The organism is Streptomyces sp. NPDC057438 (genome assembly GCF_042802995.1).
Classification (GTDB): Bacteria; Actinomycetota; Actinomycetes; order Streptomycetales; family Streptomycetaceae; genus Streptomyces.
In genome coordinates, this window is record NZ_JBHVDD010000027.1 from 65,677 (window position 1) to 87,132 (window position 21,456).

Here is a 21,456-nt window from a genome sequence, read left to right on the forward strand (position 1 = left end):
TCGGTAGGGGCGGTTTTCGGAATTCCGCGGTCTGCGGTCAGTGCCCTCGCTGCGAGAGCAGGCGAGATGATTCTCGGGTTCTCCTTTCGGATGAACGTATTCGCGATCAAGCCCGCCGCGATCAGGTGTGATCCGGTGCCGGTGAGGATCCGCTGAGCCTCCCGGCGCGTTTGACGGGCTTCATGACGCGAGCCGCATAGGCTTTTCGCCGTCCGGCGGGGATGCCATCGCGCGACGCGCTTCCGGGCCGTGAGTCCGTGTACGCGTCCCTTCGTGGATTCCCGTTCGGGTGATGCCCCGACGCCCGTTCATTTCCCCATTCCCTCCTTCGCTCGTTCCTCCCTTCATTCATCTTTTCTTTCCCTCATTCTTTCGTTTGTCGCGCGGGCGCGATGCTGCCCGCGCCCGGGCGGTTTCCAGGGGAAACACATATGAAGATCGCTTTTCTGATCAACAACGCCTTCGGTATCGGTGGGACCATCCGCTCGACGGCGAACCTGTCGTCCGCGTTCGCCGACCGGCACGACGTCGAGGTCGTCAGCGTCCACCGCTCGCGCGCCGAACCCGCACTCGAGTTCGACCCCCGCGTCCGTCTGACCTCACTGATCGACCTGCGGGAGGGAACCCCCGGCTACGAGGGCGACCATCCGCTCACCGCACGGCCGGGCACGATGTTCCCGTACAGCGGGGCCACCGGAAACCTGCCCTACACCGGGCTCCAGGACGAACGCATCGGCGGTTTCCTCGCCCGCACCGAGGCCGACGTGGTCATCGCCACCCGCCCGGACCTCAACGGCTACCTCGCCCGCGACGGCCGCCGCCGTTACCTCCGCGTCGGCCAGGAGCACCTGAGCCTCGACCAGTACCGCGAACCGCTGCGCACCGACCAGACGAAGGCCATCGCCGGACTCGACGCCTACGTCACCGTCTCCGAGGCCGACGCCGCCCAGTACCGCGCCGCCCTGCCCCACGTCGGCACCGTCATCGTGTGCGTGCCCAACGGTGTCCGCGCCTCCGCCGTCGCACGCTCCACCCTCGACTCCCAGGTCATCGTCGCCGCCGGCCGGCTCATCCCCATCAAGCGGTACGACCGGCTGGTGAACGCCTTCGCCAAGGTGGCCGCCGACCACCCCGGCTGGACCCTGCGCATCTACGGGCGCGGCCCCCAGAAGGAAAACCTGCGGGAGCAGATCGACCGGCTCGGGCTGCACGACCGGGTCTTCCTCATGGGGGCGGTCTCACCGATCGAGACCGAGTGGGCCAAGGGCGCCGTCGCCGCCGTCTCCTCCGACATGGAGTCCTTCGGCATGACCATCGTCGAGGCCATGCACTGCGGGGTGCCCGTCGTCGCCACCGACTGCCCGCACGGCCCCGGCGAGATCATCACCGACGGCCGGGACGGCGTCCTCGTCCCGCTCGACGGGGACGTCGACGCCTACGCCGACGCCCTGAACCGTGTCGTCGCCGACGGGGCCCTGCGGGAACGGCTCGGCAAGGAGGCGCTCGCGAAGGCCGAGGCGTACGCGCCGGCCGCCGTCGCCCGCCGCTACGAGAACCTCTTCGAGGAACTGGCCGGCTCCCGGCGCCGCCGCCGGGACGGCATCGCCCGGCTGGGCCGGCTCGCCGTCCGGGCCGTACGCCCCCGCCGCGCGAAGGCCGCGTCCGCCGTCGGCAGCGGGGAGAACGCTTCCACGCCCGCCGCGCACGCCCGCGCCACCGGCGACGGTGGTCTCGTCGTCCGCCTCGACCCGGCGGAGCTGCCTGCCGGGCCCCTCGACCTCGTCGCCCGGCTCCGCCGCGACCCCGGAAAACGGCAGATCAGCGTCCCGGTCCTGCCGAGCGCGGACGCGCCCGGCACCGAGGTGCGGGCGGTGCTCCGTACCGCGGAGCACACCCTCGCCGAGGGCCGCTGGGACTGCTACGTCACGCCGCGCGGCACGAACGAGCGGCTGCGGCTGACCGCACGGCTGGTCGAGCAGGCCGCGCTCGTCGGACGTCCACCGAGCGTCGGCCGGGGCGGCGTGGGGGCGTGGATCCCCTACCCGACCGCCGACGGGTTCCTCGCGCTGCGGACCTGGCTGCGGCCGGCCCACGCGGAGATCGACACCGTCGACGTCGGCGAGGAGTCGGTGACGGTCACCGCGACGCTCTACGGGGCCGCCGACGCCGTGCGGGAGGGGGCCGAGGTCCGGGCCGTCTCGCGGACCGACGCCGCGTACGACTTCGCCGTGACCGCCCGCGTCGTGGGGGAGCGGGGGGTACGGTTCACCGTTCCGTACGGCGAGGTCATGGCCCGGCGCGCGGTCGAGCACGATCTGTGGGACCTGCGGGTGGCGGGTGTGCCGGTGGGGCGGATCGGCGGGGACGTGGTGGAGCGGCGCAAGACCGATCTGGTGCCGGGGCGGGTGTTCACGCACGAGGGGCGGGGGCGGACCCGGGTGCGGCCGTACTTCACGGTGCACAACGAGCTGGCGCTCAGCGCGAGGGATGTGGACGAGGGCGCCTGACAGCTCGGGGGCGCGGGTCTCGTCGGCGGGTGCGGCCCGGTGGGGCTTCTCGCGCAGTTCCCCGCGCCCCTGGACGGCACGGGGCGCGGGGCGGGGTTCTCAGGGGCGCGGGGAGCTGCGCGACCAGCCCTCACGCACCCGCACCCGAGAACGCACCCCCGCCCCGCTCAACTCTTCCGGTGCCCGATCAGCCGCGGCTTCTGGTTGAGGCCGTCCAGGCCGTGCCACGCCAGATTCACCAGATGCGCGGCGACCTCCGCCTTCTTCGGGCGCCGTACGTCCAGCCACCACTGCCCCGTCAGGGCGACCATGCCGACCAGGGCCTGCGCGTACAGCGGCGCGAGCTTCGGGTCGAAGCCGCGGCTCTTGAACTCGCGGCCGAGGATGTCCTCCACCTGCGTGGCGATGTCGGAGATCAGGGACGCGAAGGATCCCGTGGACTGGGGGATGGGGGAGTCACGGACCAGGATGCGGAAGCCGTCCGTGTACTCCTCGATGAAGTCCAGGAGCGCGAAGGCGGCCTGCTCCAGCAGCTCGCGGGGGTGACCGGCCGTCAGGGAGCTGGTCACCATGTCCAGCAGGCGGCTCATCTCACGGTCCACCACCACCGCGTACAGGCCCTCCTTGCCGCCGAAGTGCTCGTACACCACCGGCTTGGACACCCCGGCCTTCGCCGCGATCTCCTCCACCGACGTCGCCTCGAAGCCCTTCGCGGCGAACAGGGCCCGGCCGACCTCCAGCAACTGCGCCCGGCGCTCGGCGCCCGTCATCCGGGTGCGGCGCACACGCCGCGGCTTCTCGTTGCTCGGGGTGCTGCTGGAGTCGGTCGCCACGGCGTCAATCATGCCGCCTCGGCGGCCGCCGTCCGGTGCTCGGAGCCTTCCTCACCCGTCTTGCGCCTGGAATCGATACGCGAGCGTGACGGCCAGCGGACGTCGTACGCCCAGCCGAACACCTCGAACCAGCGGATCAGCCGCGCGGAGGAGTCCAGCTGTCCGCGCTCCACACCGTGCCGGGCGGAGGTGGGATCGGCGTGGTGGAGGTTGTGCCAGGACTCGCCGCAGGAGAGGACGGCCAGCCACCACACGTTGCCCGAGCGGTCGCGGGACTTGAAGGGGCGCTTGCCGACCGCGTGACAGATCGAGTTGATCGACCAGGTCACGTGGTGCAGCAGCGCCACCCGGACGAGCGAGCCCCAGAAGAACGCCGTGAACGCGCCCCACCAGGACATCGTGACCAGACCGCCGATCAGCGGCGGCAGGGCCAGGGAGAGCATCGTCCAGTAGATGAACTGGCGGGAGATCGCCCGGAGCGCCGGGTCCTTGATCAGGTCCGGGGCGTACTTCTCCTGCGAGGTCTGCTCCTCGTCGAACATCCAGCCGATGTGCGCCCACCACAGGCCCTTCAGCAGTGCGGGGAGCGTCTCGCCGAAGCGCCACGGCGAGTGCGGGTCACCCTCGGCGTCGGAGAACTTGTGGTGCTTGCGGTGGTCGGCCACCCAGCGGACCAGCGGGCCCTCGACGGCCATCGAGCCGGCGATCGCCAGCGCGATCTTCAGCGGGCGTCTGGCCTTGAACGAACCGTGCGTGAAGTGCCGGTGGAAGCCGATCGTGATGCCGTGGCACCCCAGGTAGTAGAAGAACACCAGCAGACCGAGGTCCAGCCAGCTCACGCCCCCGAAGTTCCAGGCCAGCGGCACCGCCGCGACGAGTGCGAGGAACGGGACGGTGATGAAGAGGAGCAGCGTGATCTGCTCGATCGAACGCTTCTGTTCGCCGCCCAGCGTGGCCGACGGCGCGGGCGTGCCGGCCGCCGCGGAACCTGGCGAACCGTGTGCGTTCGGCGCGTCTTCGATCACATCGGGCCTTGTGCTCATGGGCGTCCCCTGGGGGGTCGAGGAGGGAGGGAGGGAGGGGGGAAGTGCCGACGGTGACAGCGTGCGAGGGCGACCTGACGGCTTTCCCTACGGTTCCGTAACCTACGGCATCGTAAGTATGGCAGCGCGGTGCCGGGCGGCAAGAGTCCACCTCTCTGCGCGTCCAGGTGTAGCGGGCGCGCTCGATGGACAGGTGGCACTCAGTGCCGCAAAAGTGGCACCCGTCGCCGGAGGCGCCCGCACGGACGCCTATCCTGGACTCGGTCGGACAGCGCGGTCCGCTCTGAATCCCGCCCGGACGCCAGGGCCCCCGAGGGCTCGCCGGCCGCCGGGCCCCCGCCCGGGTTCCCCTCCGGACGAGCTTCAACACTGCAAGGAGCCGCACCTGTGAGCAGTGCCGACGACCAGACCACCACGGTCAGCAGCGAGCTGCGCGCCGACATCCGGCGCCTGGGCGATCTGCTGGGCGAGACCCTCGTACGGCAGGAGGGCCCCGAACTCCTGGAGCTGGTCGAGCGCGTCCGCCGCCTGACCCGCGAGGACGGTGAAGCCGCCGCCGACCTGCTGCGCGGCACCGAGCTGGAGACCGCCGCCAAGCTCGTCCGCGCCTTCTCCACCTACTTCCACCTGGCCAACGTCACCGAACAGGTGCACCGCGGCCGTGAGCTGAGGGCACGCCGTGCCGCCGAGGGCGGTCTGCTCGCCCGTACGGCCGATCGCCTGAAGGACGCCGACCCCGAACACGTGCGCGAGACCGTCGGGAACCTCAACGTCCGCCCCGTCTTCACCGCCCACCCCACCGAAGCGGCGCGCCGGTCGGTCCTCAACAAGCTCCGGCGCATCGCCGCGCTGCTGGAGACCCCCGTCATCGACTCCGACCGCCGCCGCCACGACACCCGGCTGGCCGAGAACATCGACCTCGTCTGGCAGACGGACGAACTGCGCGTCGTGCGCCCCGAGCCCGCCGACGAGGCCCGCAACGCCATCTACTACCTGGACGAACTGCACGCCGGCGCGGTCGGCGACGTCCTGGAGGACCTCACGGCCGAGCTGGAGCGGGTCGGCGTCACCATCCCCGACTCCACCCGCCCCCTCACCTTCGGCACCTGGATCGGCGGCGACCGCGACGGCAACCCCAACGTCACCCCCCAGGTGACCTGGGACGTCCTCATCCTCCAGCACGAACACGGCATCAACGACGCCCTCGAACTCATCGACGAACTGCGCGGCTTCCTCTCCAACTCCATCCGCTACACGGGCGCCACCGAGGAACTGCTGACGTCGCTGCGGGCCGACCTCGAAGCCCTCCCCGAGATCAGCCCCCGCTACAAGCGCCTCAACGCGGAGGAGCCCTACCGCCTCAAGGCCACCTGCATCCGGCAGAAGCTGGAGAACACCAAGCAGCGCCTGGCCAGGGGCATCCCCCACGAGGACGGCCGCGACTACCTCGGCACCGCCGAACTGCTGCGCGACCTCACCCTCATCCAGACCTCGCTGCGCGAACACCGCGGCGGCCTCTTCGCCGACGGCCGGATGAACCGCACCATCCGCACCCTGGCCGCCTTCGGCCTCCAGCTCGCCACCATGGACGTCCGCGAGCACGCCGACGCCCATCACCACGCCCTCGGTCAACTGTTCGACCGGCTCGGCGAGGAGTCCTGGCGCTACGAGGACATGCCCCGCGAGTACCGCCACAAGCTCCTCGCCCGCGAACTGCGCTCCCGCCGCCCGCTCGCCCCCACCCCCGCACCGCTGGACGCCGCCGGGGCCAAGACCCTCGGCGTGTTCGAGACCGTCAAGAAGGCCCTCTCCGTCTTCGGCCCCGAGGTCATCGAGTCCTACATCATCTCGATGTGCCAGGGCGCCGACGACGTCTTCGCCGCCACCGTCCTCGCCCGCGAGGCCGGCCTCATCGACCTGCACGCCGGCTGGGCCAGGATCGGCATCGTCCCGCTGCTGGAGACCACCGACGAGCTCAAGGCGGCCGACACGATCCTGGAGGAGATGCTCGCCGATCCCTCCTACCGACGGCTCGTCGCCCTGCGCGGTGACGTGCAGGAGGTCATGCTCGGCTACTCGGACTCGTCGAAGTTCGGCGGCATCACGACCTCGCAGTGGGAGATCCACCGGGCGCAGCGCCGCCTGCGTGACGTCGCCCACCGGTACGGCGTACGGCTGCGTCTCTTCCACGGCCGCGGCGGCACCGTCGGCCGCGGCGGCGGCCCCTCGCACGACGCGATCCTCGCCCAGCCCTGGGGCACCCTGGAGGGCGAGATCAAGGTGACCGAGCAGGGCGAGGTCATCTCCGACAAGTACCTCGTCCCCTCCCTGGCCCGCGAGAACCTGGAACTGACGGTCGCCGCCACCCTCCAGGCCTCCGCCCTGCACACCGCTCCCCGCCAGTCCGAGGACGCCCTCGCCCGCTGGGACGCGGCCATGGACCTGGTCAGCGACGCCGCCCACGCGGCCTACCGCCGGCTGGTCGAGGACCCGGACCTGCCGACGTACTTCCTCGCGTCGACGCCGGTGGACCAGCTCGCCGACCTGCACCTCGGCTCACGGCCCTCCCGCCGTCCCGGCTCGGGCGTCTCCCTCGACGGACTGCGCGCCATCCCGTGGGTGTTCGGCTGGACCCAGTCCCGGCAGATCGTCCCCGGCTGGTTCGGCGTCGGCTCCGGCCTGAAGGCACTGCGTGAAGCCGGCCTGGACACCGTGCTCGACGAGATGCACGAGCAGTGGCACTTCTTCCGCAACTTCCTCTCCAACGTCGAGATGACGCTGGCCAAGACGGACCTGCGGATCGCCCAGCACTACGTCGACACCCTCGTCCCCGACGAGCTCAAGCACGTCTTCGACACGATCCGGGCCGAACACGAGCTGACCGTCCGCGAGGTGCTGCGCGTCACCGGCGAGGACACGCTGCTCGACGCGAACCCCGTGCTGCAGCAGACGTTCTCCATCCGCGACGCCTACCTCGACCCGATCTCCTACCTCCAGGTCGCCCTGCTCAAGCGCCAGCGGGACGCCGCCGCGGCGGGGGAGGAGGCGGATCCGTTGCTCGCGCGGGCGTTGCTGCTCACGGTCAACGGTGTCGCCGCGGGGTTGCGCAACACGGGCTGACTTCGGAGAGTTCGTTCGCGGCGGGCGGCCCGGTGGGGGCTTCTCGCGCAGCTCCGCGCCCCTGAAAAGCAGGGCTGCGCCCCGTGCTTTTCAGGCCCGCAGGGGCCTGGTCCTTCAGGGGCGCGGGGAATTGCGCGAGAAGCCCCACCGGCCGTCAGCCGACAGTCCGCCCTGCGCCGCCCCGATCAGAGCGCCACCCACGCCGCGGTGATGAGCGCGAAGCCCAACCCGCCCAGCACCCACGCCGACCGCACCATCCGCAGCCCACCCGCCACGACCACCGCCGCCAGCAACAGAGCTCCACCCAGCGGCACCCACGCGTGGAGCAGGCCCGCCGGGCCCGTCCGTACGACATCACCGCTGCCCGGCTTCACGACGACGGTGTACGTCTCGCCCGTCTCCACCGCCACCGACCGCTCGATGTCGACCCGGTCCCGGGCCCGCGACCCCACCGACACCGGCTCGTACGGCCCCCAGCAGGTCTCACCGACGCACCGGGACACCGTCATCGTGCCCTGCTCGCGCCCCTTGCTCAGCATCACGTGCTGCGCGCAGCCCCAGGAACCCCACACCCCGGCGATCAGGATCACCACCGCGATCACGCCCATCGCCGCCAGCCGCCCGTACCGCAGCGCGACCGACGGGCCGCCGCGCGGGCGCGGACGGCGCCGGGCGCGGTGAGCGGGTGCTTTGGTGGCGGGCATGGCGGGGATCATTGGCCATGCCCCCGCGGTCGGTCAACTCCCGCAGGCCGGCGCCCACGAGGGAACGAATCGGGACTTGTCCGGATCAGCTCAGGAGTTGTACGTCCCCTGTGCCCGCTCCAGCCCCTCGATCACCAGGCACTCCACCGCGTCCGCCGCCCGGTCCACGAAATAGTCCAACTCCCTGCGCTCGGTGGCCGAAAAGTCCCTCAGCACGAAGTCCGCGACCTGCATCCGGCCCGGCGGACGACCGATCCCGAACCGCACCCGGTGGTAGTCCGGGCCCATCGCCTTCGTCATCGACTTGAGTCCGTTGTGACCGTTGTCACCACCGCCGAGCTTCAGCCGCAGCGCGCCGTAGTCGATGTCCAACTCGTCATGGATCGCGACGATGTTCGCCACCGGCACCTTGTAGAAGTCCCGCAGAGCCGTCACCGGCCCGCCCGACAGGTTCATGAACGACATCGGCTTGGCCAGGATCACCCGGCGGTTCGCCGGCCCGGGTGGGCCGATCCGCCCCTCCACGACCTGCGCCTGCGCCTTCCCGGCCCGCTTGAACCTCCCCCCGATCCGCTCGGCCAGCAGATCGGCCACCATGAACCCCACGTTGTGCCGGTTCGCCGCGTACTCGGGCCCGGGATTCCCGAGGCCGGCCACGAGCCAGGGCGCACTCGGATCGGTCGTCACGTGCATGTCTCCTTGATACGCGCCAGCCGCCGCCCCCCGGAGGGAAGCAGCGGCTGACGAACCGATGACAGAGCGGGGGCTCAGGCCTCCGCGGCCTCGTCACCCTCGGCGGACTCCTCCGACGGCTCCTCCGCCTGCGCGGCCAGGACCTGCAGGACGACGGCGTCGCCGTCGACGGCCAGGGTGGTGCCCTTCGGCAGCGTGATGTCCTTCGCGAGGACGGACGCGCCGGCCACCAGGCCCTCGACGGAGACCGTGACCGACTCGGGGATGTGCGTGGCCTCGGCCTCGACCGGCAGCGCGTTCAGGACGTGCTCCAGCAGGTTGCCACCCGCCGCCAGCTCACCCTCGGTGTGCACGGGGATCTCGACGTTGACCTTCTCGCCCTTCTTCACGAGCAGCAGGTCGACGTGCTCCAGGAAACCCTTGATCGGGTCACGCTGCACCGACTTCGGGATCGCCAGCTCGCTGGTCTTGCCGTCGATGTCCAGCGAGATCAGGACGTTCGGCGTACGCAGGGCGAGCAGCAGCTCGTGACCCGGAAGGGTCAGGTGCAGCGGGTCGGAACCGTGACCGTAGAGAACACCGGGAACCTTGGCGTCACGGCGGATACGGCGGGCGGCGCCCTTGCCGAACTCGGAACGGGTCGACGCGGCGAGCTTTACCTCGGACATGAACACTCCTCGTAGAACGGGGGAAAGGTGGTCACCCGGCCACACAATCGGCCTGCTACGAAGAGCGCGTCGATAACGGACCGCCGTACACACGGGTACGGCCTCCCTCGCCGAGCAACTGCAGCAGTCTACTCGGAGAGGAAGGCCGTACCCAAAACGATCTCCGGCGAACGCCGGTGAGCCCTACTGCTCGTCGAAGAGGCTCGTCACCGAACCGTCCTCGAACACCTCACGCACCGCGCTCGCGATCGTCGGAGCGATCGACAGCACCGTGATCTTGTCCAGCTCCAACTCGTTCGGCGTCGGCAGCGAGTTGGTGAACACGAACTCGCTCACCTTCGAGTTCTTCAGCCGATCGGCCGCCGGACCCGACAGCACACCGTGCGTCGCCGTCACGATGACGTCCTCCGCGCCGTGCGCGAACAACGCGTCCGCCGCCGCACAGATGGTGCCACCGGTGTCGATCATGTCGTCCACCAGCACACACACCCGACCCTTGACCTCACCCACGACCTCGTGGACGGTCACCTGGTTCGCCACGTCCTTGTCACGCCGCTTGTGCACGATCGCCAGCGGCGCGCCCAGCCGGTCGCACCAGCGGTCCGCCACCCGGACACGGCCCGCGTCCGGGGACACCACCGTCAGCTTGTCCCGGTCCACCTTCGCGCCCACGTAGTCCGCCAACAGCGGCAGCGCGAACAGGTGATCGACAGGCCCGTCGAAGAAGCCCTGGATCTGGTCCGTGTGCAGATCGACCGCGAGAATCCGGTCCGCACCCGCCGTCTTCATCAGATCCGCGATCAGCCGCGCCGAGATCGGTTCACGCCCACGGTGCTTCTTGTCCTGGCGCGCGTAACCGTAGAACGGCACGATCACCGTGATCGAACGGGCCGACGCGCGCTTCAGCGCGTCGATCATGATCAGCTGCTCCATGACCCACTTGTTGATCGGAGCCGTGTGGCTCTGGATCAGGAAGCAGTCCGCACCACGCGCCGACTCCTGGTAGCGGACGTAGATCTCGCCGTTCGCGAAGTCGAAGGCCTTCGTCGGGACGACCCCGACACCCAACTGCTGGGCGATCTCCTCGGCAAGCTCGGGGTGGGCGCGGCCGGAGAAGAACATCATCTTCTTCTCGCCGGTCGTCTTGATCCCGGTCACAGCACTGTCTCCTCAGAGGTTCTCAGCCAGGCACGCGGAAGCCGCTCGCTCAGCTGGGGTGCGGGTGTGCACTTATCACGGTACGACGTCCTTGGCGCACCTGTTTCCGGTCAGCTTGCGCTTTCGTCTTCCCGGGCAGCCGCCTCGGCGGCCCTGGCCGCCGCGCTCCCCGGACGCTTACGAGCCACCCAACCCTCGATATTCCGCTGCTGGCCGCGGGCCACGGCCAGCGAACCGGGCGGCACATCCTTGGTGATCACGGACCCCGCGGCGGTGTACGCGCCGTCCCCGACCGTGACAGGCGCCACAAACATGTTGTCCGAGCCCGTCTTGCAGTGCGACCCGACGGTCGTGTGGTGCTTGCTCTCGCCGTCGTAGTTCACGAACACACTCGCCGCACCGATGTTCGAGTACTCGCCGATCGTGGCGTCACCCACGTACGACAGATGCGGGATCTTCGTGCCCTCGCCGATGGTCGCGTTCTTGGTCTCGACGTACGTGCCGAGCTTGGACTTCAGCCCCAGACGCGTCCCGGGACGCATGTACGCGAACGGCCCCACGCTCGCCTGCGGCCCGACCTCCGCACCATCCGCCACCGTGTTGTCCACCCGCGCGCCGGCCCCGACCCGCGTGTCCTTCAGCCGCGTGTTCGGCCCGACCTCCGCGCCCTCGGCCAGATGCGTGGCACCCAGGAGCTGAGTACCCGGGTGGATCAGCGCGTCCTGCTCGAACGTGACGGTGACGTCGACCCACGTGGTCGCGGGATCGATCACGGTCACACCCGCGAGCATGGCCTCGGTGAGCAGCCGGTCGTTCAGGATCCGCCGGGCCTCGGAGAGCTGCACACGGTTGTTGATCCCGGCGATCTCCCGGTGGTCCCCGGCGACCGAGGCCCCCACCCGGTGCCCGGCCTCACGCAGGATCCCGAGCACGTCCGTGAGGTACTCCTCACCCTGGCTGTTGTCCGTCCGCACCTTCCCGAGGGCGTCCGCGAGGAGCTGCCCGTCGAACGCGAAGACCCCGGAGTTGATCTCCCGGATCGCGCGCTGCGACTCGGTGGCGTCCTTGTGCTCCACGATCGCGGTCACGGCGCCGGAGGCACCGTCGCGCACGATCCGGCCGTAACCGGTGGCGTCCGGGACCTCGGCCGTCAGCACGGTCACCGCGTTCCCGTCCGCCGTGTGGGTGGCGGCCAGGGCCCGCAGCGTCGCCCCGGTCAGCAGCGGGGTGTCGCCGCAGACGACGACCACGGTCCCGTCCACGACCCCGCCCAGCTCCTCCAGCCCCATCCGCACGGCGTGCCCCGTGCCGTTCTGCTCCGCCTGCACGGCCGTGCGTACGCCGGGGTCGGCCTCAGCGAGGTGCGCGGTGACCTTCTCGCGGGCGTGCCCCACGACGACGACCAGGTGCTCCGGCTCCAGCTCCCGCGCGGCGGCGAGGACGTGACCGACCAGCGAACGGCCGCAGATGCTGTGCAGAACCTTGGGTGTGGCCGACTTCATACGGGTGCCCTCACCCGCTGCGAGTACGACGACGGCTGCCGGGCGGGTTGCGCTCACGGGGATGCCCTTCGGCTGTGGATGAGGAGGGGGTTGTCATCCGCAGGATACCGGGGCGTCGTGAGGGGGAAATGTGAGTGGGCCCTGACCCGGTTTGCTTGGGGGCAGGACCCGAACTGAGGATTTGTTTGCTATGGCTCCCGGAGAAGGATTCGAACCCTCATTCAACGGACCAAAACCGTTTGTCCTGCCCTTAGACGATCCGGGATGGCTTGCGCATTATGTCCGATTCGGCCGATCGGCTTCTCGCGCGGACACCACTATGCCGTACCAGGAGCCCTCGATGCGACGGTACAAGTCGGCGCCCTGCAGGACCTTGACCGCCAGGCAGCCCTTGCAGGAGTCGCCGATGTTCTTCCGGACCGTCTTCGGGTTGTGTTTCTTGATCGTCGTCTTGTTGAACGCAGACGGGTCGGCACCCACGAGTTCGGCCCAGTATCGTTCGGCCCCCTTCGCGTCCGCGGTCTCGTGGATCATCACGCAGAAGCGTCGGCGCTCGCGTTCGATGCCGAGCAGGTCGAGCCATGCGAGGAAGACTTCGATCACGCCCGGGTCGCTGTTGACGAAGGTGACGTTCTCACGGCGGTCGTAGGGTTTGTCCTTGCTGCCCTCGGCCCAGTAGAGGGCCACGCCCGCCAGGAACAGTTCGCGAGGTGAGAGATCGCCGATCGCGTTTCTGGCGACGTCCTTGGTGTGCTGTCGTTCCCCGTCGCGGATGGCGAGTTTCGCCTGCCAGCCTCGTCGGGCGATCGCGGCCGCCTCTTCGGTAGTGCGCTTGCGCTCCGGTCTCGGCAGATCGCGTACCCACAGGGAGATCGAGCTCTTCGAGCAGCCCAGCTCGACCTGGATCTGGTCGTCCGTCCAGCCCTGCAGACGTAGCTCCCTCGCCCTGACCCGGAGGTCGTCCTTGGCGTTGGGGCGCTTGGTCCACTCGGGAGGGGGTTCGCCCTCCAGGAGGCGGTTGAGGATGTCGTTGTTGTGGACGAGGAGGCGGTCGCGGATCTGGCGGCGGCTCAGGCCCTCGCGGCGCAGGGCCACTGCCCGCTCCCGCAGGGCCTCGAAGTCGGCGTACTTGCTCTGTGGATGTGCCATGGGCATACCGTTCGGGTGGAATGAGAGGTTCCGGGATCGAACGGTGGGCGATTCAGCAGTTCGAGGGATACCGGGCTGTTTCGCTTCTGTTCGAATGTGTGGCGTGGTGTAGGCCGGTACGGGAAACTCGCCGGAAAAGCGGGGGCGCTCGAACGTAGGCTTGGGCCATGACCACGACGGGGGAAGACCACACCGCGGCCGGGACGGGGGACGGGGCCGGGCCGTGGTGGTGGGAGCGGCGTCGGGGGGCGTTCCTCGACGGTGGGCTGGCGTTGGTGTCGGCGGTCGAGTGCGCGGTGGAGGGTGTCACGTTCGCGCGGAACGCCGGGCTGCCGGAGGTCGTGGGGGTCGGGTTCGGGGCGCTCGCCGGTTCCGTGCTGCTGGTGCGGCGGATGTGGCCCGTCGCCGTCGTGCTGGTGTTCATCGCCGTGGCGCCCGCCCAGATGGGCTATCTGATGGGGCTCGTGGGCCTCTACACGCTGGCGGCGTCGGAGGCGCCGCGGCGGATCATCGGGGCGTTGTCGGGGATGGCGTTCGCCGGTGTGTTCATCGTGTGGTTCGTGCAGGCGACGCAGAGTGATCTGCAGGGGGACGGGGCGGTCGGGGGCGGTGAGGCGTTCGCGCCGTTCCTGGCGTCGACGATGGCGATCGGGCTGACCGCGCCGCCCGTGCTGCTGGGGTTGTACGTCGGTGCGCGGCGGCGGCTGATGGAGAGCCTGCGGGAGCGGGCGGATTCGCTGGAGCGGGAGTTGCAGCTGCTCGCGGAGCGGGCGGAGGAGCGGGCGGAGTGGGCCCGGGGCGAGGAGCGGACCCGGATCGCGCGGGAGATGCACGACGTGGTGGCGCACCGGGTGTCGTTGATGGTGGTGCACGCGGCGGCGTTGCAGGCCGTGGCGCGGAAGGATCCGGAGAAGGCCGTGCGGAACGCGGCGCTCGTGGGGGACATGGGGCGCCAGGCGTTGACCGAGCTGCGGGAGATGCTCGGGGTGCTGCGCTCGGGTGAGGGGTTCTCGTCGATGGCGCGGGCGGAGCCGGCGCCGGTGTCCGTGCCGTTGGCGGCGGTGGGCGCCGCCGCGGCGGCCGCGGCTTCGCGGGCCGAGGACGAGGCCGGTGAGGGGCCGTGTCTGGCCGAGCTGGAGGCGCTGGTGGGGCAGTCGGCGGCGGCGGGGATGGTGGTCGAGCTGTCGGTGGAGGGGGAGGTGCGGGTGTACGCGGCGGAGGTGGAGCAGACGGCGTACCGGGTGGTGCAGGAGGCGCTGACGAACGTGCACAAGCACGCGGCGGGGGCGAAGACGCAGGTGCGGCTGGCGCATCGGGCGGCGGAGATAGCGATGCAGGTGGAGAACGGGGCGCCGCCGGTGCCGGGTGCGGCGAGTGCGGCGCGGTTGCCGAGCGGGGGGAACGGGTTGCTCGGGATGAAGGAGCGGGTGGCGGAGCTGGGGGGCGTTTTCGTGTCGGGGCCCACGGAGGCCGGGGGGTTCCGGGTGTCGGCGGTGATTCCGGCGTCGTAGGGGTTCGCGGAGGGGCTCTGGTGTCGTCGGTTCGTGTTCAGTGTGCCGTCAGGCGGGTGGGGTCGGTGCCGGTCAGCAGGGTGGTGAGGGCCGCGTCGATGGTGGGGCCGAGGTACCAGTCGCCGGTGTGGTCGAGGGCGTAGGTGCGGCCCTCGGCGTCGATGGCGACGAGGGAGCGGGTGGCGGTCTCGTGGCCGAGGGGGCAGACCTCGGTGTCGAGGGCGCGGCCGAGGTCCCCGAGGGTGCGGGCCATGTGGAGGCCGTGCAGCGGGTCGAGGTGGAGGTCGGCGGGGGCGAGCCGGCGCCCGGGGCCCTGGGCGGTGAGGTGGAGGCCGCCGAACTCGGCCCATGCCTCGACGGCGGCCGGGAAGACCGCGTGGCGGTGTCCGGCCGGGGAGGTGTGCTCGCGCAGGGTGTCGGCCCAGATCTCGGCCTGCTTTATGTCCCAGCGGCCGGGCTGCCACCCGGCGGCGCGCAGGGCGGCGTCGACGGGGACGGAGAAGCGGGTGGTGGAGGTGCGGTCGGTGTGCATCTGCCCTTTGTTCGTCGGGGGTTCGTCGGTGGTTCGCGTTCGGGTCGGGAGGGGGCCGGGGTTCCGGCGTATCAGGTGGCCCGCTGTCCCGGAGCGGTTTCGTGTGTTCTGACGCGTTCTCCGGGGGGAGAGGTTCCTGGCCAGGAGGCTTCCGGTGGGTCCTGGTGGGATGGACCTCGCTCAGTTCTCCTGTGCCGGGTCCACGACGCGGACGCCGAAGTGGGCGCTGAGGGCCGCACAGGAGCGGCAGGGGGTGGCGAAGGCGCCGTGGAGGGGGTCGCCGTCCTCGCGGATGTGGCGGGTGGTGAGTTTGGCCTGCTTGAGGGCTTTGCGGGCCTCGCCGTTGGACATGGGTCTGCGGGCGGCGCGCCTGCTGCGGGCCGCGTCGGCGGTGGTGATGTGGCGGGAGATGAGGATGGCCTCGGCGCAGCGGCCGGTGAAGCGGTCGCGTTGGGCGCTGGCGAGGGAGTCGAGGAACTCCTGGACCAGGGGGTGCAGGGGTGGGGCGTGGTCGCCGCGGGCGGCGGTGCCGGTGAGGGTCTCGCCGCGTACGGAGAGGGCGGCGGCCACGGTCGGCAGGATGCCGTCGCGGCGGTGGAGGAGGGCGGGGGCGTGCGGCTGTTCCGCGGTGCTCCAGCCGATGCGGGGGTCGCCCGAAGGTCCCGCCTGCGTCGCGCTCATGAACGTGATCCCCTCCTGTGACCTACCCCGCCAGGGGACACAGAGTGCCAAACGGCGTGGCCCGTGCGGAAGCTGGGGCAGTTCGACACGCCCGGGCTTCGGCGTTCCGTGAGGGTGGTGTGACGGCTGGTCACGGTAGCGGAGGCCCGGTGACCGGTGTCGCCGTACCGCATAGGCTGTCGACCACCGCGATCCTTTCGGTCTTGCGATCGAGGGCGGGCGGAACGGGCCGTAGCAGGGCCTTTTCCGCTCCGGAGAGCGGTACGACAGAGCGACATCATCGCAGCCAGAGCAGGTCACACAGAACGCCGCAGGGGGCTACCGCCATGACGACAGGTCGGCTCGGGCAGCAAGCCGCGCCGCCGAACGCGGCCTACGCCGGGCAGGTCGTGCAGTTCCCGGATCCCGTCCGGGCAGCGCGTCATCCGAGGGGTGTCCGTGTTGACGCGCACGGCTTTCCGGACTTCTCGCCCTACGCGCGTGCCGCGGCGGAGATCGCCGATCCTCCGGAGGGGTTCGGCGTGGACGAGCTCCGGTTGACGGACTACGTGTCCGCGAACGCGGCGCTGGCGGCGACCGGACATGAACTGTGGGACACGATCCCGCCGGTGGCGACGCCGCACGGCTGGACGTGGCACCACGCGCCGGGCGGCCGGCGGCTGGAGCTGGTGCCGGTCGAGGTGAAGGCGCTGCTGCGGCATCACGGCGGTATCGCGACGACGCGCGTGGACCAGCACAAGCGGGGCACGCGGCCGTTGCAGGAGACCCGGCCGGCGCACTTCGGGCTGCCGAAGTCGTCTGCGGTGGCGGTGACCGAGGCGCAGGTGCAGGGGGTCGAGGAGGATCTCGGGTATCGGCTGCCGGGCGCGTACCGGTCGTTCCTGAAGGCGGCGGGTGGCTGCGCCCCCGTCGGGGCGGCGCTGGACGCGGAGCTGGGGCTGTTGGTCGACCAGCCGTTCTTCACGGTGCGGGACGAGGCCGCGGTCAACGACCTGGTGTACGTCAACAAGTGTCTGCGGGACCATCTCACCAAGGACTACCTGGCCGTCGCGTTCGCGCAGGGCGGGATCCTCGCGGTGAAGGTGAAGGGCGACCGGATCGGGTCGGTCTGGTTCTGTGCGTACGACGACGCCCGTGACGTCGATCCGTCGTGGCCGCCGGCCGAGCGGGTGGAGCGGCTGCTGCTCCCCGCCGGTGCGGACTTCGACGCGTTCCTGTCCCGGCTGGCGGGCAATCCGCCGGAGTTGGAGACGGTGGCCAACCTGATGGTGGACGGCGGCTTCGCGCAGGCCGTGCCGGTCGCGGCGGGCGCTGCCGCGTCCGCGGTGGGGGAGTGAGTTTTCGATGGTGACGTTCGCTCAGGCGCAGCAGCGCGCCGAGGAGTGGATCAATGGTGATCTGCCGGCCTATCAGCACCGTGAGGTGCGGGTGCGGGAGTTCGATCTCGGGTTCGTGGTGTGGGCCGAGGACCGCGCGGACGGTCCGCGGTCCGACGGCGGCGCGCAGCGGCTGGTGATCGCCCGGGACAGCGGGGACGCCACGCTGTGGCCTTCGCTGCCGGTGGGTGAGGTGATCCGCCGGTTCGAGGAGGAGTACGGCCGGGCGGACGAGGTTCCGGCCGCCGCGCCGGCGCCCGCGGCCCGGGTGGATCTGAACCAGACGTCGTTCCTGCTGACTCCGCCGGAGTGGCTGCAGGAAGCGGCGGACCGGATGGGGATCCCGGACCACCGTGCGGGGGCCGGGGGCGGTGCTTCCGACGGCGCGGGGTCCCGTGCGGCCGCGGCGGCCGACGGTACGGGCGGGTCCGGCCCGGTGGGCGTCGGCGGGGCGTCCGGGGGCGGTGGTTCGCTGCCCGAGACGCTGGCGGGGCCGGTGGGGCAGGCGCCCTCGGCCGGTCGCGGGGTGTCCGACGCGCCGGCCGACGCCACGCCGTGGCCCGCCGCGGCGGCGGAGGACGAGGTGCGGGACGCGGTGCCGCCGCCGAGGGACGCCGAGCCGCAGGACGCGGTGCCGGGGGCGCCCGACGGGGCGACCCCGTGGGCGGGCACGGACACCAACGCCGATGCCGGGGACGACCGTTCGGTGCCGCTGCCCGAGACGGTGTTCGCACGGCAGCTGACCGAGGTGAGCGACGAGGACGACGCTCCGGTGCCCAACGCGCTGCCGGACGCGCAGACCGCGCTGATCTCCGGCGGCAGCCGGCTTCCCCGGACGGCCGTGTCGCCGGTCCTGGGCGGCCCCGGCTCCGCGCCGGGCACGCCGGACGGCCCACAGCAGCAGCAATCGCCGTCGGGTCCGGGGACGCCGCCGCCGGGCGGGCAGGCGTACGGGTATCCGCAGGGGCCGGGAGGTCCGCAGGGTCCGGGGACGCCGCCGCCGGGGCGTGCGCCGGCGCCTCACGCCGGTGACATCGCCGACGCCGCCACGAGCAAGGCGGCACCGCCGCCGCGCCGGGGCGGTGGGCCCGGTGTGCCGCCGCCTCCGGCTCCGCCCGGTACGCCGGGTGCTCCGGGCGGTACGCCGCCGCCGTCCGGGCCCGGTGCGCCGGGCACCCCGGCGGGCGGGTACGTGCCGACCCAGCTGGTCTCCGCCCTCGGCCCGAACGGGCCGGAGAGTCTTCCCGGTGCCCCGGGACAGCCCGGCGGTCCGGGCGCGCCCGGCGCCCCGGGGGTGCCGAACCCGCCCGGGGGCACGCCCGCCGGCGGTATGCACCATGCGGCGACGATGCTCGCCGGGCCCGCCGTGGGCGGTCCGGGTGCGCCGCTGCCGCCGGGTCCGCCCGGGGCTCCGGGCCGGCCGGGTGCTCCCGGTGTGCCCGGCGCTCCTGGTCACCCCGGTGCTCCCGGTCAGCCCGGCGGCCCTGGAGGTCCCGGGCCCGTGCACCACGCCGAGACGATGCTGGCCGGGCCGCCGGTAGGCGGTCCGGGTGCGCCCGGGATGCCGCCGGGGGCCCATCCCGGGATGCCCGGCCGTCCGGGGCCGGTGCCCGGTCCGCCGATGGGTGCCCCGCCGGCGTACGGCTATCCGCAGCCGCCCGTCGGTCAGCCGGCCGTCGGGCCCGGCTACCAGGCGGTGCTGCGGTTCCGGGCGCCGGACGGCTCCGAGCAGCAGGTGATCCGGCGTTCGGCGCCCGGTACGCCGCACCCGGAGTGGCAGATCTTCCATGAGCTGCGCAGTATGAACATCCCGCCGGAGGCGGTGCTGGAGCTGCACACGGAGCTGGAGTCGTGCGAGCTGCCGGGGGCGTACTGCGCGCGGATGATCCGTGAGCAGTGGCCGAACGCCCGCATCACGTCCATCGCCCCGTACGGCAAGGACCATGCGAGCCGGCAGCAGGGCATGGCCCAGCTCATCGCGCACCAGGGCGAGTTGCACCAGGTGGCGGACGGTCCGGCCCGGCACGCGCCGGTGCGGGCGCCCCTGCATCCGGTGCAGCCGGCGCCGCCGGTCCCGCCGGAGGCGATCGGGCAGGAGCTGGCGGCGGCGTTCGGGCCGGGGGTGTTCCGGTTCGACCAGCAGGCGGTGTCGCGGCAGGGGGTGCCGCCGATCGTGGCGCATACGCTGGTCGTGGCCGGACTGCCGGTCGACATGGGCCCGTTCTTCTGGGCGCAGGCCCAGCCGGGCCGTCCGGTGCCGACGCTGGCGGAGCTGGCGCAGGAGCGGGGGGTGCAGCCGGCCGCCGACGCGGGTTCGTACCTGGTGATGGGCAGTGACTTCGGCAAGGCGCTGTGCGTGCAGTACGGCACGGCGAACATCGTGGCCGTGCCGGTGGAGGCGGGGCCGGGCGGTGCGCCCGTGCCGCCGCAGTTCGTGAACACCGGTCTGCCGGAGTTCGCGCGCTGCCTGGCCCTGCTCGGCCGTATGTGGCGGCTGCGGTTCGGGCTCAACCAGGAGCAGGCGGGCCGCTGGACCGTCGACTTCCAGGCGCAGCTCGCCGCCCTCGACCCGGCGGCGCTCGCCTCGCCGGAGAGCTGGTGGTCGGTGCTGCTGGAGCAGATGTGGGACGGGTTGCTGTGATCCGTCGCGGCTGACGGCCGCCGCGCCACGCGTGTGTGCACAGGGCCCGGCCCGGTCTGGACGACCGGCCGGGCCCTTCGTGTGCGCCCGCCGCCCCTGCCGGGGTCGCCGCTCCTGCCTCGTCCCGGCCGGTCCTCCCGTGACCCCCGCACGGAGTGTCGCGTTATGAACCTTTCTGTCCGATACATCAAGATGTGCGCGAAATCATCATTTCGTGTGCGTCCGGCGGAGAGGGCCCAGCATGAGCAGCGCACCGACGGCACCCCATGGCTTCGAGTTCGACGTCGTACGGCGCGGCTACCGCACCGACCAGGTCGACGCCCACACGGCGGCCCTCTCACGGGACCGGGACGCCGCGTGGGAGCGGGCCGCCCGGCTGACCGTGCTGGCCCGGGACATGGGCCTGGACCTCGCCCAGCTGCGCGAGGAGGTCGCCGGGCTGCCCCCGCAGACCTACGAGGCGCTCGGCGAGGGGGCCCGGCAGTTGTTCTCCCTCGGCGTCGAGGAGGCCGCGGCCGTGCGCGAGCGCGCCCGGGAGGGTGCCCGGCGGACCGTCTCCGAGGCGGAGGAGGCGGGGCTGCGGCTGCGGGAGGCGGCGCGGGCGTACGCCGACGAGGTGCGGGGCGAGGCCGAGGAGCGGGCCCGGCAGGTGGTGCTGGCCGCCCGGGCCGAGGCCGACGAACTGCGGATCGAGGCCCGGCGCGGGGTGAAGGAGGGACGGGGCGAGGCGCTGGCCGCGCTGCGGGAGGTGCGGGAGCGCACCGAGGGGATGCTCACGGAGCTGGCCAAGGAGTACGACGAGCGGGTGGCCGGTATCGAGCGGGAAGTGGCCGAACGGGAGGCCGCGTTCGACGCGGGGCTGGCCGATCGGGTGGCTCGGGCGGAGGCCGCCCTCGCCGAGGCGGAGCGGGACTTCGCGGCGGCGGAGGCGGATGCCGTGCGGATGCAGGACGACGCGGAGGAGCGGGCGGCGGAGGCGCTGGCGGAGGCGCGGCGGCGGGAGGAGTGGGTGGCCCGGGAGACGGAGCGGGTGTTGCGGGAGCACGGGGAGAGGTGGGACGAGGTGCGGGCGCAGATGGACTGCATCCGGGACAGTCTGTCGGCGCTGACGGACTAGGGGGCGGGGTTCTCGGGGTGCGTGGTCGGGTGCGGGTCCGGTGGGGCTTCTCGCGCGGTTCCCCGCGCCCCTGAAAAGCCGGGGCAGCGCCCGTGCTTATCAGGCCCGCAGGGCCGTCGGCTTTCAGGCCGAAGGGCCTGGTCTTTCAGGCCCGCAGGGGCGCCTGGGTTTTCAGGGGCGCGGGGAACTGCGCGACCAACTCCCCACCGGACCAGCTCCCC

The 21,456-nt window shown here is 71.8% G+C and carries 16 protein-coding genes and 1 tRNA gene; 6 read left to right on the forward strand and 11 right to left on the reverse strand.

What is annotated here, in order from left to right; genetic code table 11:
• Positions 1 to 431 precede the first annotated feature (431 nt).
• A complete protein-coding gene (locus tag ACFU5F_RS17560; RefSeq protein WP_383887775.1) occupies positions 432 to 2,507 on the forward strand; it encodes a glycosyltransferase family 4 protein in 2,076 nt (691 codons plus the stop codon).
• A gap of 167 nt (positions 2,508 to 2,674) precedes the next feature.
• On the opposite strand, the gene ACFU5F_RS17565 is transcribed toward ACFU5F_RS17560, so the two are convergent.
• Both ACFU5F_RS17565 and ACFU5F_RS17570 read right to left on the reverse strand, forming a co-directional pair.
• Positions 2,675 to 3,352 carry a TetR/AcrR family transcriptional regulator gene (locus ACFU5F_RS17565; RefSeq protein WP_037724988.1) on the reverse strand — a complete coding sequence of 226 codons (678 nt, stop codon included), beginning with the start codon at positions 3,350 to 3,352 and terminating at the stop codon, positions 2,675 to 2,677.
• Positions 3,349 to 4,383: an acyl-CoA desaturase gene (locus ACFU5F_RS17570; RefSeq protein ID WP_383887777.1), complete on the reverse strand. Its 1,035-nt coding sequence runs from the start codon at positions 4,381 to 4,383 to the stop codon at positions 3,349 to 3,351. Before ACFU5F_RS17570 ends, ACFU5F_RS17565 begins: the two co-directional genes overlap by 4 nt.
• Before the next feature lie 387 nt (positions 4,384 to 4,770).
• On the opposite strand from ACFU5F_RS17570, the gene ppc reads away from it, so the two are divergent.
• The gene (gene ppc, locus ACFU5F_RS17575; RefSeq protein ID WP_383887779.1) at positions 4,771 to 7,503 is read left to right on the forward strand and encodes a phosphoenolpyruvate carboxylase; all 2,733 of its coding nucleotides are present in this window, start codon (positions 4,771 to 4,773) and stop codon (positions 7,501 to 7,503) included.
• Between the two features lie 185 nt (positions 7,504 to 7,688).
• On the opposite strand, the gene ACFU5F_RS17580 is transcribed toward ppc, so the two are convergent.
• The 7 genes from ACFU5F_RS17580 to ACFU5F_RS17610 all read right to left on the reverse strand — a co-directional run bounded on the left by ACFU5F_RS17580 (position 7,689) and on the right by ACFU5F_RS17610 (position 13,377).
• Positions 7,689 to 8,219: a hypothetical protein gene (locus ACFU5F_RS17580; protein ID WP_383887781.1), complete on the reverse strand. Its 531-nt coding sequence runs from the start codon at positions 8,217 to 8,219 to the stop codon at positions 7,689 to 7,691.
• Positions 8,220 to 8,297: 78 nt separating this feature from the next.
• A complete protein-coding gene (gene pth, locus ACFU5F_RS17585) occupies positions 8,298 to 8,900 on the reverse strand; it encodes an aminoacyl-tRNA hydrolase (RefSeq protein ID WP_383887783.1) in 603 nt (200 codons plus the stop codon).
• A gap of 74 nt (positions 8,901 to 8,974) precedes the next feature.
• The gene (locus ACFU5F_RS17590; RefSeq protein ID WP_383887784.1) at positions 8,975 to 9,568 is read right to left on the reverse strand and encodes a 50S ribosomal protein L25/general stress protein Ctc; all 594 of its coding nucleotides are present in this window, start codon (positions 9,566 to 9,568) and stop codon (positions 8,975 to 8,977) included.
• A gap of 183 nt (positions 9,569 to 9,751) precedes the next feature.
• On the reverse strand, positions 9,752 to 10,726 hold the full coding sequence (locus ACFU5F_RS17595; RefSeq protein ID WP_013003028.1) for a ribose-phosphate diphosphokinase: 975 nt from the start codon (positions 10,724 to 10,726) through the stop codon (positions 9,752 to 9,754).
• A 110-nt stretch (positions 10,727 to 10,836) separates the two neighbouring features.
• A complete protein-coding gene (glmU, locus tag ACFU5F_RS17600; RefSeq protein WP_383887786.1) occupies positions 10,837 to 12,285 on the reverse strand; it encodes a bifunctional UDP-N-acetylglucosamine diphosphorylase/glucosamine-1-phosphate N-acetyltransferase GlmU in 1,449 nt (482 codons plus the stop codon).
• Positions 12,286 to 12,419: 134 nt separating this feature from the next.
• Positions 12,420 to 12,493: transfer RNA gene (locus ACFU5F_RS17605), tRNA-Gln, on the reverse strand.
• Between the two features lie 11 nt (positions 12,494 to 12,504).
• On the reverse strand, positions 12,505 to 13,377 hold the full coding sequence (locus tag ACFU5F_RS17610) for a hypothetical protein (RefSeq protein ID WP_383887788.1): 873 nt from the start codon (positions 13,375 to 13,377) through the stop codon (positions 12,505 to 12,507).
• A gap of 167 nt (positions 13,378 to 13,544) precedes the next feature.
• Between ACFU5F_RS17610 and ACFU5F_RS17615 the strand changes: the two genes are divergently transcribed.
• On the forward strand, positions 13,545 to 14,888 hold the full coding sequence (locus ACFU5F_RS17615; RefSeq protein ID WP_383887790.1) for a sensor histidine kinase: 1,344 nt from the start codon (positions 13,545 to 13,547) through the stop codon (positions 14,886 to 14,888).
• Positions 14,889 to 14,925: 37 nt separating this feature from the next.
• Here the strand turns inward: ACFU5F_RS17615 and ACFU5F_RS17620 are convergent, their stop codons facing one another.
• Positions 14,926 to 15,420, reverse strand: coding sequence for an SUKH-3 domain-containing protein (locus ACFU5F_RS17620; RefSeq protein ID WP_383887792.1), 495 nt, complete (start codon positions 15,418 to 15,420; stop codon positions 14,926 to 14,928).
• Between the two features lie 180 nt (positions 15,421 to 15,600).
• Positions 15,601 to 16,101: a YwqJ-related putative deaminase gene (locus tag ACFU5F_RS17625; RefSeq protein WP_383887794.1), complete on the reverse strand. Its 501-nt coding sequence runs from the start codon at positions 16,099 to 16,101 to the stop codon at positions 15,601 to 15,603.
• A gap of 326 nt (positions 16,102 to 16,427) precedes the next feature.
• Here ACFU5F_RS17625 and ACFU5F_RS17630 point away from each other — a divergent pair, with 326 nt between their 5' ends.
• From ACFU5F_RS17630 to ACFU5F_RS17640, 3 genes are all read left to right on the forward strand, one after another.
• On the forward strand, positions 16,428 to 17,438 hold the full coding sequence (locus tag ACFU5F_RS17630) for an HNH endonuclease (protein ID WP_383887796.1): 1,011 nt from the start codon (positions 16,428 to 16,430) through the stop codon (positions 17,436 to 17,438).
• A 7-nt stretch (positions 17,439 to 17,445) separates the two neighbouring features.
• Complete coding sequence (locus ACFU5F_RS17635; protein WP_383887798.1) at positions 17,446 to 20,118, forward strand: SUKH-4 family immunity protein; 2,673 nt, start codon at positions 17,446 to 17,448, stop codon at positions 20,116 to 20,118.
• 241 nt (positions 20,119 to 20,359) lie between these two features.
• Positions 20,360 to 21,235 (forward strand): cellulose-binding protein, encoded by an 876-nt coding sequence (locus ACFU5F_RS17640; RefSeq protein WP_383887800.1) that lies wholly within the window; start codon positions 20,360 to 20,362, stop codon positions 21,233 to 21,235.
• The last annotated feature ends 221 nt before the right edge of the window (positions 21,236 to 21,456 follow it).